Genomic DNA, 16,326 nt, shown 5'->3' with positions numbered 1-16,326 from the left:
GGGGCCTTCCGATCTCGGCGGCCAGCGGCTACGATGGAATTACTGAACGTCCGGTAGGTAATTCGGTGGAGAGGTCGGACTCGATGGGTTTGCTGCGCAGCTACGTCTCGGGCGAGTGGCACACGGCGGCGGAAGACGGTGTTCCGCTGCACGACGCCACGACCGGCGAGGAGGTCGCCCGGGTCTCCTCGGCGGGCGTCGACTTCGCGGGCGCGCTCGAGTACGGCCGGCGAGTCGGTGGCCCGGCGCTGCGCGAGCTGACGTTCCACCAGCGGTCGGCGCTGCTCAAGGCGCTGGCGTCGCACCTGCGCGAGCACCGCGAGGAGCTGTACGCACTCTCCGCGAAGACCGGTTCCACGCTGGGTGACTCCAAGTTCGACATCGACGGCGGCATCGGCGTCCTGTTCAGCTACGCCTCCAAGGGCAAGCGCGAGCTGCCGAACGCCACCGTCTACGTCGAGGGCGGCGTCGAGCCGCTGAGCAAGGGCGGCACCTTCGTCGCCCAGCACATCGCCACCCCGCTGCGGGGCGTCGCCGTCCAGATCAACGCGTTCAACTTCCCGGTCTGGGGGCCGCTGGAGAAGTTCGCCCCGGCGTTCCTGGCCGGCGTCCCGAGCCTGGTCAAGCCCGCCAGCCAGACGGCCTACCTGACCGCGCGGCTGGTCGAGCTGATCATCGAGTCCGGCATCCTGCCCGAGGGCTCGCTGCAGTTCGTCGCCGGCAGCGTCGGCGACCTGCTCGACCACGTGACCGCGCAGGACCTGGTGTCGTTCACCGGCTCGGCGTCCACCGCGCAGAAGCTGCGCGCGCACCCGGCGATCATCCGCAACGCCGTCCGGTTCAACGCCGAGGCCGACTCCCTGAACTGCTCGATCCTCGGCCCGGACGCGCGCCCCGGGACCACGGAGTTCGACCTCTACGTCAAGCAGCTGACCTCGGAGATGACGGTCAAGGCGGGCCAGAAGTGCACGGCCATCCGCCGCGCGTTCGTCCCTGCCGAGCTGCTCGACGACGTCGCCGCGGCCGCGTCCGCACGTCTCGCGAAGGTGACCGTCGGCAACCCGACCGCCGAGGGTGTCCGGATGGGCGCCCTGGCCAGCCTGGAGCAGCGCGAAGAGGTCCGGCGCTCGCTCAAGGCCCTGCTGGACGCCGGCAGCATCGTGTTCGGCGACCCGGAGAAGGTCGACGTCGTCGGCGCCGATGCCGAGCGCGGCGCGTTCCTCTCGCCGGTGCTGCTGAAGGCCGACCCGGAGCGCTCCGAGCCGCACGAGGTCGAGGCGTTCGGCCCGGTCTCGACGCTGCTGCCCTACACCTCCACCGAGCAGGTCATCGAACTGGCGGCGCGCGGCGGCGGCAGCCTGGCCGGCTCGATCGTCAGCGCCGACAAGGAGTTCGTCCGCGAGGTCGTCCTCGGCGCGGCGGCCTACCACGGCCGGCTGCTGGTCCTGGACGCCGACGACGCGAAAGAGTCGACCGGCCACGGCTCGCCGATGCCGCAGCTGGTGCACGGCGGCCCCGGCCGCGCGGGCGGCGGCGAGGAGATGGGCGGCATCCGCGGCGTGCTGCACCACATGCAGCGCACGGCCGTGCAGGGCTCGCCGGCGGTGCTCTCGGCGGTCACCGGCCGCTGGGTCGCCGGCGCGCCGCGCACCGAGAGCGACGTCCACCCGTTCCGCAAGTCCCTGGCCGAGCTGCGCATCGGCGACTCCGTCGTCGCCGGGCCGCGCACGGTCCTGCAGTCCGACATCGACCACTTCGCCGAGTTCACCGGCGACACGTTCTACGCGCACACCGACCCCGCGGCCGCGGCCGCGAACCCGCTGTTCGGCGGGATCGTCGCGCACGGCTACCTGGTCGTCTCGTTCGCGGCGGGGTTGTTCGTCTCGCCCGAGCCCGGCCCGGTCCTGGCCAACTACGGCCTGGAGAACCTGCGGTTCCTCACGCCGGTGAAGGTGGACGACGCGCTGACCGTGACGCTGACCGCCAAGCAGATCACGCCGCGCATCGACCAGGAGTACGGCGAGGTCCGCTGGGACGCCGACGTGACCAACTCCGACGGCGATTCGGTCGCGAAGTACGACGTCCTGACCCTCGTGTCGAAGGAGCAGCCGTGACCGCTGTAGCCGAAAACCTGGAAGAGCTTTTCGAGCACACCATCGAGCGCGACCAGCGCATCGAGCCGCGCGACTGGGTGCCCGAGGGCTACCGCAAGACGATGATCCGGCAGATCGCGCAGCACGCGCACTCCGAGATCATCGGCATGCAGCCCGAGGGCAACTGGATCACGCGCGCGCCGTCGTTGCGGCGCAAGGCGATCCTGCTCGCCAAGGTGCAGGACGAGGCCGGCCACGGGCTCTACCTGTACTCGGCCGCGGCGACGCTGGGCGCCGACCGCGCGGACCTGACCGACAAGCTGATCACCGGCAAGCAGAAGTACTCGTCGATCTTCAACTACCCGACGCTGACCTTCGCCGATGTCGGCGTGATCGGCTGGCTGGTCGACGGCGCGGCGATCTGCAACCAGGTGCCGCTGTGCCGCAGCTCGTACGGGCCGTACGCGCGGGCGATGATCCGCATCTGCAAGGAGGAGTCCTTCCACCAGCGGCAGGGGTACGAGCTGCTGATGACGATGATGAAGGGCACCCAGCAGCAGCGGGACATGGTCCAGGAGGCCGTGAACCGCTGGTGGTGGCCGTCGCTGATGATGTTCGGGCCACCCGACGCCGACTCGCCGAACACCGCGCAGTCGATGGCGTGGAAGGTCAAGCGCCACACCAACGACGAGCTGCGGCAGCGCTTCGTCGACATGTCGGTGCCGCAGGCCGAGGCGCTGGGCGTCACGTTCCCGGACGCCTCGTTGAAGTGGAATTCGGAACGCGAGCACTACGACTTCGGCGCGGTCGACTGGGACGAGTTCAAGAACGTGCTGAAGGGCAACGGCCCGTGCAACGCGTCGCGCGTCGCCCACCGGCGTCGCGCGCACGACGACGGCGCGTGGGTTCGCGAGGCCGCCGTGGCGCACGCGGCCAGGAAAGAGGAGCGCAAGTGAGCGACCTGACTGCCGAAGGCGGCCACGGGGCCGTCCCGCTCGAGGGTGTTCCCGCCGCGCCCGGGCCGGTCAAGCACGACTGGCCGTTGTACGAGGTGTTCGTCCGGGGCAAGCGCGGGCTGAACCACGTGCACGTCGGCTCGCTGCACGCGGCCGACGACGAGATGGCGCTGCACCACGCGCGTGACCTGTACACGCGGCGCAACGAAGGCGTGTCGATCTGGGTCGTGCGCGCCTCCGACATCACGGCGTCGTCGCCGGACGAGAAGGACCCGTTCTTCGCGCCGAGCGGCGACAAGGTCTACCGGCACCCGACGTTCTACGACATCCCCGAGGAGGTGCCGCACATATGAGTTTCGACAACGTCTACGAGTCGCTGACCGAGGAGAACGACGCCCGCTGGGCGTTCGGCACCGGCTTCGAGGACCCGCTGTCCGGAGTGGACACGTCTGTTCCGTCCGGTGTGGACGGTGCTCAGCTGGCCGCGTACTGCCTGATGCTCGGCGACGACGCGCTGATCTTTTCCCACCGCCTGCAGGAGTGGTGCACGAACGCGCCCGAGCTGGAGGACGAGGTCGCGATCGCGAACATCGGCCTCGACCTGCTCGGCCAGGCCCGGCTGCTGCTGGCTCGCGCCGGCAAAGCCGACGGCTCCGCGCGTTCGGAAGACTCGTTCGCGTTCGACCGCGTCGAGCGCGAGTTCCGCAACGTCCGGCTCGCGGAGCTGGGCGGCGGGCACTTCGGGCACCTGATCGCGCGGCTGTTCGTGTTCTCGACGTGGCGGCTGGCTTTGTTGCAGCGACTGGTGTCGTCGGTGGACCCCGTGCTCGCGGCCATCGCGGACAAGGGCGTCAAGGAAGTCACCTACCACCGCGACTACGCGGCGCAGTGGCTGGTCCGGCTCGGCGACGGCACGCCGCTGTCGCATGAGCGGATGCAGGAGGGGCTCGACGCGGTCTGGCCGTACATCGGCGAGCTGTTCAAGACGCACCCTCTTGAACTGGTGGACGCTGCTTCGCTGCGTCCGGAGTTCGATCTTGTCCTGGACCAGGTGCTGTCCGCGGCGACGTTGAGTCGGCCTTCGTCCGGTGACATCGCCGGCGTCTCGGGCCGGACGGGCCGCGACGGCGTTCACACCGAGCAGCTGGGACTCCTGCTGGCCGAGCTGCAGAGTGTGGCCCGGGCGATGCCGGACGCGAAATGGTGACCGCGTCTCTGGTCGCCGCGACCGTCACCGACCCCGAGCTGCCGATGCTGACGCTGGCCGACCTGGGCGTGCTGCGTTCGGTGTCCGAAGAGGACGGTCGCGTCGTCGTCGCGATCACGCCGACGTACACCGGCTGCCCGGCGATGGACACCATGCGCGACGACCTGGAGCACGCGCTGGTCACGGCGGGCTACGCGGACGTCGAGATCCGGACGCAGCTGGCGCCGTCGTGGACGTCGGACTGGATCACGTCGGAAGGCCGTCGCAAGCTGGCCGAAGCGGGGATCGCGCCGCCGGGCGCGGCGCCGCGGCGGTCGGGCCCGATCCCGCTGACGCTGTCGGCGCCGGTGTCGTCGGTGCCGTCGGTGCCGTGCCCGCTGTGCGGGTCCGCGGACACGGAGGAGCAGTCCCGCTTCGGCGCGACGGCGTGCAAGGCGCTGCGGCGCTGCCGGTCGTGCCAGGAGCCCTTCGAGAACGTCAAGGAGATCTAGGTGGCGTTTCACCCCTTGAAGGTCGCGGGCATCGCGCGCCTGTGCGACGACGCCGTCGCCGTGACGTTCGACGTGCCCTCCGCGCTGGCTTCGGACTTCGACTTCAAACCGGGCCAGTCGCTGACGCTGCGCCGCTCGGTGGACGGCCGCGACGAGCGCCGTTCGTACTCGATCTGCGCGGCGGCGGGAACGGCGCCGCGAGTGGGCGTCCGCCTGGTTCCGGGCGGCTTGTTCTCGTCGTGGCTGCTGAACGACGTCCGCGCGGGCGACACGATCGAGGTCGCCCCGCCCACGGGTTCGTTCACCCCGGATCTGACGCAGGGCGGCCACCACGTCCTGATCGCGGCGGGCTCGGGCATCACGCCGGTGCTGTCGATCGTGTCGTCGCTGCTGGCCACCCCGGACGCGACGGTGACGGTGCTGTACGGCAACCGCCGCACGGACACGGTGATGTTCGCGGACGAGCTGGCGGACCTGAAGGACCGCGCACCATCCCGCTTGGAGCTGATCCACGTCCTGTCCCGCGAGCCCCGCGAAGCGGAGCTGTTCACCGGCCGCCTGGACGTCCCCAAGCTGCGGCAGCTGTTCTCGTCGCTGGTTCCGGTGTCCGAAGTGGACCACTGGTGGCTGTGCGGCCCGTTCGAGATGGTGACGGGCGCGCAGGAGCTGCTGACGTCGCTCGACGTGCCGCGCGCACGCATCCACCAGGAGCTGTTCTACGTCGACACCCCGCCGGAGCCCGTCGCGCACCTGGACCCCGAGGTCGCCGGAGAATCATCGGAAGTCCGGGTGGTCCTGGACAGCCGCTCTTCGACGATGACGCTGCCCAGATCGTCCTCGGTCCTGGACGGCGCGCAGAAGTTCCGCCCGGACCTGCCGTTCGCCTGCAAGGGCGGCGTGTGCGGCACCTGCCGGGCGCGAGTCACGGAGGGCAAGGTGGACCTGCGCCGCAACTTCGCCCTGGAAGAGGCGGAGGTGGCGGCGGGTTTCGTCCTGACGTGCCAGTCGTACCCGGTCTCGGAAACGGTCACGGTCGACTACGACGCCTGAGGCTTTCGCGGGCTGTCCACAGGGGTCCTCACTTGTGGACAACCCGAGGCTCCAGCGCCGTTTCCGTGGGTCCGGACGGTGGTCGCCACTAGACTGGACCTGGGGACGCCCCCCTGGGAGTGGCGGGGGAGTTTCAGCTGGTGCCGAGGTGGGTCAGAGCATGCGGCGGCGGCGGCGACGGCGTGAGCGGGGCGTCTCGGCGGTGTCCTCGCCGACAAGCGCGGTCTCGTCTTCCGGGGGCTTCGGCTCCGTGAGGCCCAGCATCTCCGCCGCCAGCTGCTGTGAGCTTGCGAAGGCGCCCGTCGGGACCTTTTGCGCGCGGCGCAGCGCCGAGGGGCGGAGGCGGTTGTAGCCGCGGACCGTCACCGGGCGGCGCTGGCGCAGCTCGTACGCCGGTTCCTCCGCCAGCTCGCTCGCCAGCTCGCGGTCGATCAGGATCGTGCCCGGGCGGGCCACCGACGTCAGGCGGGCCGCCAGGTTGACGACCGAGCCGTAGACGTCGCCGAAGCGGTTCAAGACGCGGCCGGACGCCATGCCCGCGCGGACCGCCGGAATGCTCTCGTCCGCCGAGGTGCGCTCGGACAACGCCAGCGCGATCTCCGCCGCGGCCACCGCCGAGTCGGCGACGAACAGGACCTCGTCGCCGATCATCTTCACCACGCGGCCGTGGTGCTCGGCGATCGTCTCCGTCGCCAGCAGCTCGAACACGTCGAGCACGCGGCTCAGCTCGTCCTCGTCGATCTGGCGCGTCAGGCGCGTGTAGCCGACCATGTCGACGAACCCGACCACCTGGGTGCGCGTCTCGAGGTTCTCGTCCGGCGCGGCGAACGCCCGGCCGGCGTACGCCGCCAGGTGCCGGCGCCAGACGAAGTTCTGCACCTGCTCGAGCTCCGGCAGCAGCCGGTCGACGAGCCGGGCCACCTGGCGCTCGCTGCGGCCCAGCTCCGGCTGCTCCTTGATCAGCTCGAACAGCATGTCGACCTGCCACTCGGCCAGCCGCGACAGGTGCTGGCCGAGCGCGCGCGTCACCGACACCTCGATGCTCGGGTCGATCAGGCCCGACCGCACCAGCTGATCCGCCGTCCGCATGGCCTCGACGTCGGCGTCGGTGAAGACCACCTCGTCGTCGGGGACGGTCGCGAACCCCAGCGCACGCCAAAGCCGGCGCGACCGATCGTCGGGCACGCCGGCCTTCTCGGCCACTTCGAGCCGGGTGTACTTCCGCCGGCCGCCGAGCAGGATCCGCTCGAGCCGCTGCTGAAGCCCTTCGCCCGAATCGGTCACGTCAGGTCGTGTGGACGATCAGCACGTCCACACCGGACTTGCGCGCCACCTCCGACGGCACCGAGCCCAGGATCCTGCCCGCGATCGTGTTCAACCCGCGGTTGCCGACGACCAGCAGGTCCGCCTCGCGCTCGTGGACGACCTTGCGCAGCGATTCGACCGGGTCGCCCTTCACCGCGACCGTGTCGATCTTCTCCGCGCCGGCGCGGACCGCCCGGTCGCGCGCGGACTGCAGGGTGTCCTCGGCCGGCGCCGAGCCGACGACCTGGTAAGCCTCGTCACCCAGGACGTCCTGGGCCTTGTCGACGTCGGTCTTGCTGGCCGGGTAGAACGCGCACGTGATGACGAGCGTCGCCCCCGCGTCGCCGGCCACCGCCGCCGCGCGGTCCACCGCCGCGAACGAAGACTCCGAGCCGTCCGTGCCCACCACCACGGTCCGATATGCCGCACCCATGCGCAAAACCTCCACGTGATCCCGCGTGAGCAGGGACGATGACGGTCGGCCTCGACCGCGCGGGCTCGTCCGAGCTCGTGTCGGGTCGAAGGCTACTCGCCAGTCGCTTTCTGCGCTCCGCTTGGCCGCGGACTGGGCTTCGGTGTGGGCTTGGGGGCAGGCTTCGCAGCCGGCTTCGGCTTCGGAACGTCCGAGGCCCGGATCCGGATGGTCTCCTCGACGTCGTTCACCGGCTTCGTTTTCCCGGTGTCGGATTTCGCCGCGGGCTGGTCCGGTTTCAGGTCCGCCGCCTTCAAATCGGTCGTGACCTCCGCGGGCACCTTCACGTCGTCGCCGAGGACGGTGTGCGCCTCGGCGAGCACCGCCCGCGCCGCGCGCACCTGCTCGGCCAGCCCGCCGCGCACCTTGCGCAGCGAGTCGACACGTTCATTCGCCTGGGTGATCCGCCGGTTCGACTCGTCGGTCGCCGTCGAGACGCGGCGCCGGGCCTCGTCCGCGGCCTCGGCGAGGCGAGCGTTGGCCTCGTTGAGCGAGTCCTGACGACGCTTGTTCGCGTCCGCGACCGACTCCCGCTGACGGCGGTCGATCTCGGCCTTCGCGGTCTTCTCCTCGTCGAGGATCTTCGTGCGGATGTCGGCGGCGTCCTGCGTCGCCTCCTGGACGCGGCGCGCGGCCTCGGCCTTGCTCGCCGCTTCCTGCTCGGCCAGCACCCGCATCGCCTCGCTGCGGCGCGCGGCCATCGCGATCTCGAAGTCCTCTTCGACCTTCGTCCGCCGGTCTGACGACTCGGTGTCGAGCTTCGTGCGCTCGGCCTCGGCCTTGTCGGTGATCTCCGTGGCCTGCGCGCGGGCGTCCTCGAGCACCTTGCGGTGCTCCGCCTCCATCTCCTTGCGGCGCAGGTCGAGCTCGGTGAGCAGCTGCTCGTAGCGGGCGCGCATGGCGCTCGCGTCCGTCTCGGCCTTGGCCCGGATGTGGCCGGCCTCCGCTTCGGCGCGGGCCCGCGTGTCCGCGGACTCGTCCTGGGCCAGGCGCAGCATCCGCTGCAGCCGCTCCGAGAGGCCTTCGACGCTGGTGGGCGGCTGGGCCAGCCGGTCGACCTGCCCGCGCAGGTCCGCGATCTCGCCGCGCGCGATCTCCAGCTGCCGGGCCAGGTCGCCGGCCTGCGCGATGGCGGCGTCCCGATCCGCGGTGAGCATCTTCAGGTCGGCGTCCAGCCGTTCGAGGTGCTCGTCGACCTGTGCTCGGCTGTACCCGCGCTTCGCCACGTCGAAGCCGGCTCCCAGCGGCACAAGCTCCCGTTCATCGCCAAGGCTCATGCGCCTACCGTAGTCGCAGCCGGGTCACGGAAGGGTGAGCACCCGGGGCCTGCGCCGAAAGTACCGCCCGATGCGGCGAAAGGATCTTGCCGGATCGGGCCGGATCCAGGCGGATCCCGACGCCGCGATCCGGCCCCTTTCCCGCTCAGGCGCCGCGAAACGCGTTGATCCCCTCGAGGTGCTTCGCGCGCTTCTCCTCATTGCGGACGCCAAGGCCTTCCTGCGGCGCGAGCGCGAGCACACCGACCTTGCCCTGATGCGCGTTGCGGTGCACATCCAGCGCGGCCTGCCCGGTGTCCTCGAGCGAGTACGTCTTCGACAGCGTCGGGTGGATCAGACCCTTCGCGATCAGCCGGTTCGCTTCCCAGGACTCGCGGTAGTTCGCGAAATGGGAGCCGACGATCCGCTTCAGGTTCATCCACAGATAGCGGTTGTCGTACTGGTGCATGTATCCCGAGGTCGACGCGCAGGTGACGATCGTCCCGCCCTTACGCGCGGCGTAGACGGACGCGCCGAACGTCTCCCGGCCCGGGTGCTCGAACACGATGTCCGGGTCCTCGCCGCCGGTCAGCTCGCGGATCTTCGCGCCGAAGCGCTGCCACTCCTTCGGGTCCTGCTCGGTGTCGCTCTTCCAGAACTTGTAGGCCTCGGCGCTGCGGTCGATGATCAGCTCCGCGCCCAGCTTCCGGCAGATCGCCGCCTTCTCCGGGCTCGACACCACACACACCGGGATAGCGCCGCCGTTCAACGCGTACTGCGTCGCATACGACCCGAGCCCACCCGAGGCGCCCCAGATCAGGACGACGTCACCCTGCTTCATGTCCGCGCCGTTGCGCGAGACCAGCTGCCGATAGGCCGTCGAGTTGACCAGCCCGGGCGAGGCGGCTTCCTCCCAGGTCAGGTGGTCCGGCTTCGGCATCAGCTGATTCGCCTTGACCAACGCGACCTCGGCCAGGCCGCCGAAGTTCGTCTCGAAGCCCCAGATCCGCTGCTCGGTGTCGAGCATCGTGTCGTTGTGCCCGTCCGGGCTTTCCAGCTCGACGTTCAGGCAGTGCGCGACCACCTCGTCGCCCGGCTTCCACGTGTGCACACCGACCCCGGTCCGCAGCACAACACCGGACAGGTCCGACCCGACCACGTGATACGGCAGATCGTGGCGCTTCGCCAGCGGCGACAGCTTCCCGTACTTCTTGAGGAACTTGAACGTCGGGATCGGCTCGAAGATCGACGTCCACACGGTGTTGTAGTTGATCGCGCTCGCCATCACCGCGACCAGCGCCTCACCAGGGCCCAGTTCCGGGACGGGCACGTCATCGACGTGGAGCGACTTGCGCGGATCCTTGTCCCGGCTCTCGAGGCCGTCGAACATGTCGACCTCGTCCGCGTGGACGGTCACCCCTCGATAGCTCTCCGGCACGGGCAACGAGCCGACCGCGGCCGACTCGCCGTTCAGGATGGCCTGCTGGATCTCGCCGAGCTGCGTCATTGATTCCTCCGGGGTCAACGGCGTTGGCGGCCGAAATTACTCGCCGGTAACTCGCGTCCACAACTGTACGAGACAAGCAGCACGACTTCACCTCGAACTGTGACGGAGCAGTCTTGACCGGCTGGCCAGTCAAAGTGCACGATCGAAGCCGGGAACACCCCGCCCGACCAGCAGGATCACCTACGAAGGTGAGCACGAATGAGTGAAGTCTCTCCGCGCGCATGGACCCGGCCCCACGACTGGGCCGAGGTCGTCATCGGAGCCGTCGCCGCTCTTTCACCCCTTTGGCTGAGCACGGACACGACCGCGATGTGGACGATGGTCGTCCTGGGAGCGTTGATCGCCCTCGACGGCCTGGCCTCGCTCGCGGTGCCCGGCGCGGTCTACGGCGAAGGCATCCGGACAGCCCTCGGCGTGCTGTTCTCCATCGCGCCGTGGGTGCTGGGCTACACCGAGTTCACCGGCGCGTCCTGGACGTCCTGGATCGCCGGAGTGCTGACGGTCGTCGCCGGCGCGGCGGCGATGCCGGTCGCGACCGCGGCGCACCGCACAGCGGGCCAGCACTGATCGGCCGGGCACCTGAGCGGCCGGCACTTCAGCTGCCGACACCGAGCGGTCGGCACCTGAGTGGCCGGCACTCGGCGGTCGGCACTGCGCGGGCCGGCCTTTGAGTGGCAGCACTGAGCGGCAGGCGCTTGGGTGGCCGACACTGAGCGACCGGCGCAGGCCGCCCCGCACGGGGCGGCCTGCGCAGTCCGACCGGCTTTGCGTGGCCGGCACACCGAACGACCGGCAGTTGGACGACCAGGAGGCACCGGAATGACCGAGGACTCGGCGAAAGAACGCATCCTCTGCGCCGCCGAGGCGCTCTTCGCCGAGTCCGGCTTCGACGCCACCCCGACCTCCCGCATCGCGGAGCGGGCCGGGGTGCCGAAGGGCCTGGTGCACTACTACTTCCGGCACAAGGCGGACCTGCTCACCGCGCTCGTCGAGCGGCTGCCCGACGAGCGCATCGAACCGGCCGTGGTCGTCGTCCCCGGCGACCTCGCGGGCAGCCTGCGCCGGCTCGTCCGTGAACTGGACCACCGCTTCAGCCGCTCACTCGGGCTGTCGCACCTGCTGTGGCGCGAGGCCGACACCCACCACGTCGTCCGCGACGCCCTCCACGAACGCTTCCAGGCCCTGGTGCGCCAGGTTCGTACGGTGATCCTGGCGGCCACCGGCGGCCACTTGTCGAACGCCGACGTCGACCGCGCATCGGGTCTGCTGGCCCGCGCGGTCAGCCACCGGCACGCGACGGCCCGCCACTCGGAGGGAGACCTCCCCGCCGAGTTCGACGGCGAGCTCACTTTCATCGCGGAGTCGCTCGCCGCCAAGGCCGCATCGCCTGGCGCCACACCCGCCAAGGCGACACCCGCCTAGCAGCGCGCCCGCCGAAGTCGCATCGCCAGGCGCCGCACTCGCCAAGGCCGCCCCGCCCCGCATGCGCGGTTTCGCGCCGGACCTGTTCTGCCGGGCAGGGTTCCGCGTCGGCGCTAGTGCGCGGAGCCGTTCTTGGCCGGCTCCACCAGCTCCACGAGAACGCCGCCCGCGTCCTTCGGGTGGACGAAGTTCACCCGGCTGTTGGACGTACCGCGCTTCGCCTCCGCGTACAGCAGGCGCAGGCCCTGACCGCGCAGTGCCGCCGCAGCGGCGTCCACATCGGACACGCGGTACGCCAGCTGCTGCAGCCCCGGCCCGCTCTTCGCCAGGAACTTGCCGATCGCCGAGTCGTCGCGCAGCGGGGCCAGCAGCTGGATCTGCGTCTCCGTGCCCGCCGTGCCGGGCGCGCGCAGCATCGCCTCACGCACTCCCTGCTCCTCGTTCACCTCCTCGTGCGCCACTTCGAGGCCGAAGTGCGCGCGGTGGAACTCGATGGCCGCGTCCAGGTCCGGGACCGCGATGCCGACGTGGTCGATGGCCGTCACGAACGGCCGCAGGGCGTCATTCATGGAGGCAGGATAGGCGGCCGCGGCACGGCGTCGAGCCGGAATCGTCGCGTGCCCCGCCTCACACTGGCTCCATCAAGAAGCCCACCCCCCGGGTATGGTCGAGCGAACTGCCCATGCGCCGAAGCTTGGAGGACGCCGTGTCCGGTTCCGTGATCCTGGGTGCCGCCCGTACACCGATCGGGCGCCTGCTGGGGTCCCTCAAGGACCTCACGGGGGCGCAACTGGGCGGGGTCGCGATCAAAGCGGCCCTCGAACGCGCCGGGGTCGCCCCGGACGCGGTGCAGTACACGATCATGGGCCAGGTGCTGACCGCCGGCGCCGGTCAGATCCCGGCCCGCCAGGCCGCGGTCGCCGCGGGCATCCAGATGAGCGTGCCCGCGCTGACGATCAACAAGGTCTGCCTCTCCGGCCTCGACGCCATCGCGCTCGCCGACCAGCTGATCCGCGCCGGCGAGTTCGACATCGTCGTCGCCGGTGGCCAGGAGTCGATGACCCAGGCGCCGCACCTGCTGCCCAAGTCCCGCTCCGGCTTCAAGTACGGCGACACCACGCTCGTCGACCACATGGCCTACGACGGTCTCTTCTGCGCCTTCGACCAGGTCGCCATGGGCGCCTCGACGGAGAAGTACAACTCCCGCTACGGCGTCACCCGCGAGCAGCAGGACGCGTTCTCGGCGCGCTCCCACCAGCGCGCCGCCGAAGCCATCAAGAACGGCTACTTCGCCGACGAGATCGCGCCGGTCTCCATTCCGCAGCGCAAGGGTGACCCGGTCGTCTTCGACACCGACGAGGGTGTCCGCGCCGACACCACCGCCGAAGGCCTCGCGAAGCTGCGCCCCGCGTTCGCCGCCGACGGCACCATCACTGCGGGGTCGGCCTCGCAGATCTCCGACGGCGCCGCCGCGGTGGTCGTGGCCAGCAAGGCCAAGGCCGAGGAGCTGGGACTCACGGCGATCGCCGAAATCGGTGCGCACGGGGTCGTCGCCGGTCCGGACGCGAGCCTGCACGAGCAGCCGTCGAACGCCATCCTCGCCGCGCTGGCGAAGGAGAAGCTCACCGCCGACGCGCTCGACCTGGTCGAGATCAACGAGGCGTTCGCCGCCGTCGGCCTGGTGTCGACCGACAAGCTCGGCATCGACCCGGAGAAGGTCAACGTCAACGGCGGCGCCATCGCGCTCGGCCACCCGATCGGCGCGTCCGGGGCGCGGCTGGCCGTGCACCTGATCCACGAGCTGCGCCGCCGCGGCGGCGGGCTCGGTGCCGCCGCGCTGTGCGGTGGCGGTGGCCAGGGCGACGCCCTGCTGCTGCGGGTGCCGTCCGCGTAAGTGGCCGGCGCACTCGACCTCGACGATCTGGTCGGCCGCGCGCGGGACGGGCAACCCCGTGCCGTCGCGCGGCTCCTTTCGCTCGTCGAGGACGCCCACCCGCGTGTCGCGGAGATCGCGCGAGCGCTGACGCCGCACACCGGGCGGGCCCGGATCGTCGGGCTCACCGGCCCGCCCGGCGTCGGCAAGTCGACTTCGACGTCGGCTTTGCTGACGGCGCTGCGCGCGGAGGGCAAGCGGGTCGGGGTGCTCGCGATCGACCCGTCTTCGCCGTTTTCGGGCGGGGCGCTGCTCGGCGACCGGATCCGGATGACCGAGCACGCCACCGATCCCGGCGTGTTCATCCGCTCGATGGCCACCCGCGGGCACCTCGGCGGGCTTTCGTGGGCCACCCCGCAGGCCGTGCGCGTGCTCGACGCCGCCGGTTTCGACGTGGTGCTGATCGAGACCGTCGGGGTCGGACAGTCCGAAGTGGACGTCGTGAAGCTGGCCGACACCACCGTGGTGCTGCTCGCTCCGGGCATGGGCGACGGGATCCAGGCCGCCAAGGCCGGGGTGCTGGAGATCGCCGACGTCTTCGTCGTCAACAAGGCTGACCGCGACGGCGCGGAGGCCACGGTGCACGACCTCAAGCAGATGATCTCGCTGGCGCGCCGGGAGATCCGCGGGCCGAGCTGGCGCCAGCCGATCGTCCGGACGGTCGCGGCCAAGGGCGAGGGAGTCGACGACGTCGTCCGCGCGCTGGCCGAGCACCACGACTGGCTGGTCGCCCACGACGAGCTGGGCCGCCGCCGGGTGGCGCGGGCCCGCGACGAGGTGGAGGCCATCGCGCTCCGGCGGTTGCGAGCCGAGCTGACCGACCTGCGTGGTGGCGGTCGGCTGGCCGGCGTGGCCGAGCGGGTCGTCGCCCGGGAGCTGGACCCGTTCGCCGCCGCGGACGCGCTGATCGCGGACCTGCGGAGCTAGTGCGGGTTCCGCGGTCGGACGGAAGCGGCGCACTACGCGGCTGATGAGCCGGAGGATCAGAGCGCCCACGGCCACTCCCCGGTCAGGTGCGTTCTCAGCAGTGCCGCGTGGGACAACGGTTTCGACAGGTTCTCGACCTCGCCGTTCGTGGTGTAGTCCAGCAGCACGATGTCCCGCTCCGCGCTCGCTTCGCGGAGTTCGCCGACCAGGTCGGCCAGCTTGTTCTCCAGGACCCAGCGGTAGGACGGCAGGTAGATCCGCCTACGGGCCTGTTCGTACGCCAGCAGCTCCGAGCCTTCGACGCCGGTGCGGTGACCCACCACCTCGCCGTGTTTGCGGACCGTGCGCTTCAGGCCCTTCATCGACGTCACGCCCAGCTTCCCGACGTCGATTCCGGTGCCGCGGAAGACTTTCAGCGCCTGCCAGATCCCTTCGACCGACGCGCTCTCGACGCCAGGTGAGTAGGGCACCGGGATCCCGCCGTGCGGGTAGAACGGGCTGAACCGCACCCACGGCTCCGGACCGCGCGACGTCACGTCCGCGATCAGCGCGCCGGGATGGCTTGCCGCCACGGTGTTTCTTCGCCGGTTGACCACGTGGACCGTCATGACTTCCCCCTTCGCCGGGCGGCGCTTTGCCGCGTGATCGAGATCGTGCTCCGGGGGTCCGACAATTTCCGGGGTCCGGCGCCGCGGTTCACCCGAGTGGATGACATGGGCGACTTTTGCCGGTTCTTCTTGTCGGTGGCGGGCCCTAGACTGCGGGACGCTCCGGAACCGGGCGATCACTGGGAGGGCGTGCAGGATGAAGAAAGCACTGGTCACCGCGCTGGCGGTCGGCGCGTTGTTCGCGGCCGGGAGCGGCGTCGCCGCCGCGGCCGACACCGCGCCACCGCCGAAGACCACGCACGGCCCCTGCCAGTACACCGAGACGCCGGACGAGCCGGCTTCCCGGCCGGTGCCGCTGCCGCCCGACCCGCGGCACACCCCGGACCGCGGCAAGGTCGACGTCGCGGTCCCGACCAGCCAGGGCGCGCTCCCGCTGCGGCTCGACCGCGCGAAGGCACCGTGCACGGTGCAGAGCTTCCTGCACCTGGCGCAGCACCGGTTCTACGACCGCACGGTGTGCCACCGGCTGACGTCGTACCCGACGCTGAAGGTCCTGCAGTGCGGCGACCCGACCGCGACCGGCGAGGGCGGGCCGGGTTACAAGTACAAGGACGAGCTGCCGGTGGACCTGCCGCCGGCCCCCACCGACCCGACCGGCGCGCGCCGGGTCTACGCGCGGGGGTTGCTGGCGATGGCCAACGCGGGTCCGGCGACGAACGGCTCGCAGTTCTTCGTCGTGTACGGCGATTCCGCGCTGCGGCCGGACTACACGGTGTTCGGCACGGTCGGCGCCGCGGGCTTGCGGACGCTGGACAAGGTTGCCGCCGCCGGTATTCAGCCGACCGCGGACGACCCGGCGCCCGTCGACGGGACGCCGGTGCTGAAGACGGAACTGCTGCGGGTGCGGCCCGACTGCTGGTTCTGACGGGTACCGCGGGCCACCTCGACGGGGTGGCCCGCGGGATCGGTACGGGCTTGCGTGATTGATGGCGAAACTGGCGCGGTTGGGCCGGTCTGGTGGTTCGGCTGGCCTGCTGTGATGGGGGCCGGAACTCATGTGGTTGGGAGCGGGACTGGCGTGATGGGGGCCGGAACTCGG

General features: G+C 70.8%; 17 protein-coding genes. 11 read left to right on the top strand and 6 right to left on the bottom strand.

Going from position 1 to position 16,326, the window contains the following annotated elements:
* Window positions 1-83 precede the first annotated feature (83 nt).
* The 6 genes from paaZ (at window position 84) to paaE (ending at window position 5,797) form a co-directional block, all read left to right on the top strand.
* Window positions 84-2,114, top strand: a complete 2,031-nt coding sequence (gene paaZ / locus ACLJQZ_RS19715; RefSeq protein ID WP_410621428.1) for a phenylacetic acid degradation bifunctional protein PaaZ — start codon at window positions 84-86, stop codon at window positions 2,112-2,114.
* Window positions 2,111-3,049, top strand: coding sequence for a 1,2-phenylacetyl-CoA epoxidase subunit PaaA (gene paaA / locus ACLJQZ_RS19710; protein WP_410621427.1), 939 nt, complete (start codon window positions 2,111-2,113; stop codon window positions 3,047-3,049). The genes paaZ and paaA overlap by 4 nt, the downstream gene beginning before the upstream one ends.
* Before the next feature lie 86 nt (window positions 3,050-3,135).
* Complete coding sequence (gene paaB / locus ACLJQZ_RS19705; RefSeq protein ID WP_247064017.1) at window positions 3,136-3,402, top strand: 1,2-phenylacetyl-CoA epoxidase subunit PaaB; 267 nt, start codon at window positions 3,136-3,138, stop codon at window positions 3,400-3,402.
* A complete protein-coding gene (gene paaC, locus ACLJQZ_RS19700) occupies window positions 3,399-4,256 on the top strand; it encodes a 1,2-phenylacetyl-CoA epoxidase subunit PaaC (protein ID WP_410621426.1) in 858 nt (285 codons plus the stop codon). The genes paaB and paaC overlap by 4 nt, the downstream gene beginning before the upstream one ends.
* Window positions 4,250-4,747 carry a 1,2-phenylacetyl-CoA epoxidase subunit PaaD gene (gene paaD / locus ACLJQZ_RS19695; RefSeq protein WP_410621425.1) on the top strand — a complete coding sequence of 166 codons (498 nt, stop codon included), beginning with the start codon at window positions 4,250-4,252 and terminating at the stop codon, window positions 4,745-4,747. Before paaC ends, paaD begins: the two co-directional genes overlap by 7 nt.
* Complete coding sequence (paaE, locus tag ACLJQZ_RS19690) at window positions 4,748-5,797, top strand: 1,2-phenylacetyl-CoA epoxidase subunit PaaE (RefSeq protein WP_410621424.1); 1,050 nt, start codon at window positions 4,748-4,750, stop codon at window positions 5,795-5,797.
* Between the two features lie 153 nt (window positions 5,798-5,950).
* Here paaE and ACLJQZ_RS19685 read toward each other — a convergent pair whose 3' ends face one another.
* From ACLJQZ_RS19685 to ccrA, 4 genes are all read right to left on the bottom strand, one after another.
* Window positions 5,951-7,081 (bottom strand): adenylate/guanylate cyclase domain-containing protein, encoded by a 1,131-nt coding sequence (locus ACLJQZ_RS19685; RefSeq protein ID WP_410621423.1) that lies wholly within the window; start codon window positions 7,079-7,081, stop codon window positions 5,951-5,953.
* A 1-nt stretch (window position 7,082) separates the two neighbouring features.
* Complete coding sequence (locus tag ACLJQZ_RS19680) at window positions 7,083-7,535, bottom strand: universal stress protein (protein WP_247061691.1); 453 nt, start codon at window positions 7,533-7,535, stop codon at window positions 7,083-7,085.
* Window positions 7,536-7,627: 92 nt separating this feature from the next.
* Window positions 7,628-8,824: a chromosome segregation protein gene (locus ACLJQZ_RS19675; RefSeq protein ID WP_410621516.1), complete on the bottom strand. Its 1,197-nt coding sequence runs from the start codon at window positions 8,822-8,824 to the stop codon at window positions 7,628-7,630.
* Window positions 8,825-8,996: 172 nt separating this feature from the next.
* Window positions 8,997-10,337 carry a crotonyl-CoA carboxylase/reductase gene (ccrA, locus tag ACLJQZ_RS19670; protein WP_410621422.1) on the bottom strand — a complete coding sequence of 447 codons (1,341 nt, stop codon included), beginning with the start codon at window positions 10,335-10,337 and terminating at the stop codon, window positions 8,997-8,999.
* Between the two features lie 198 nt (window positions 10,338-10,535).
* On the opposite strand from ccrA, the gene ACLJQZ_RS19665 reads away from it, so the two are divergent.
* Both ACLJQZ_RS19665 and ACLJQZ_RS19660 read left to right on the top strand, forming a co-directional pair.
* The gene (locus tag ACLJQZ_RS19665; protein ID WP_410621421.1) at window positions 10,536-10,904 is read left to right on the top strand and encodes an SPW repeat protein; all 369 of its coding nucleotides are present in this window, start codon (window positions 10,536-10,538) and stop codon (window positions 10,902-10,904) included.
* 252 nt (window positions 10,905-11,156) lie between these two features.
* Complete coding sequence (locus tag ACLJQZ_RS19660; RefSeq protein WP_410621420.1) at window positions 11,157-11,759, top strand: TetR/AcrR family transcriptional regulator; 603 nt, start codon at window positions 11,157-11,159, stop codon at window positions 11,757-11,759.
* A 113-nt stretch (window positions 11,760-11,872) separates the two neighbouring features.
* Here ACLJQZ_RS19660 and mce read toward each other — a convergent pair whose 3' ends face one another.
* Window positions 11,873-12,328 (bottom strand): methylmalonyl-CoA epimerase, encoded by a 456-nt coding sequence (gene mce / locus ACLJQZ_RS19655; protein ID WP_410621419.1) that lies wholly within the window; start codon window positions 12,326-12,328, stop codon window positions 11,873-11,875.
* Between the two features lie 137 nt (window positions 12,329-12,465).
* On the opposite strand from mce, the gene ACLJQZ_RS19650 reads away from it, so the two are divergent.
* A complete protein-coding gene (locus ACLJQZ_RS19650; protein ID WP_410621418.1) occupies window positions 12,466-13,653 on the top strand; it encodes an acetyl-CoA C-acetyltransferase in 1,188 nt (395 codons plus the stop codon).
* Window positions 13,654-14,619, top strand: a complete 966-nt coding sequence (gene meaB, locus ACLJQZ_RS19645; protein ID WP_326946787.1) for a methylmalonyl Co-A mutase-associated GTPase MeaB — start codon at window positions 13,654-13,656, stop codon at window positions 14,617-14,619.
* A 56-nt stretch (window positions 14,620-14,675) separates the two neighbouring features.
* Here the strand turns inward: meaB and ACLJQZ_RS19640 are convergent, their stop codons facing one another.
* Entirely contained in the window at window positions 14,676-15,227 is a 552-nt protein-coding gene (locus ACLJQZ_RS19640; RefSeq protein ID WP_410621417.1) for a DUF6939 family protein, read from the bottom strand.
* A gap of 196 nt (window positions 15,228-15,423) precedes the next feature.
* Between ACLJQZ_RS19640 and ACLJQZ_RS19635 the strand changes: the two genes are divergently transcribed.
* Complete coding sequence (locus ACLJQZ_RS19635; protein ID WP_410621416.1) at window positions 15,424-16,152, top strand: peptidylprolyl isomerase; 729 nt, start codon at window positions 15,424-15,426, stop codon at window positions 16,150-16,152.
* Window positions 16,153-16,326 lie beyond the last annotated feature (174 nt).

Origin of the sequence: Amycolatopsis sp. cmx-8-4 (assembly GCF_046548675.1) — a bacterium.
In the GTDB taxonomy this organism is placed as follows: Bacteria; Actinomycetota; Actinomycetes; order Mycobacteriales; family Pseudonocardiaceae; genus Amycolatopsis.
The sequence above is the reverse complement of the archived record's forward strand: the minus strand, read 5'-3'. Positions and strand labels throughout refer to the sequence as shown.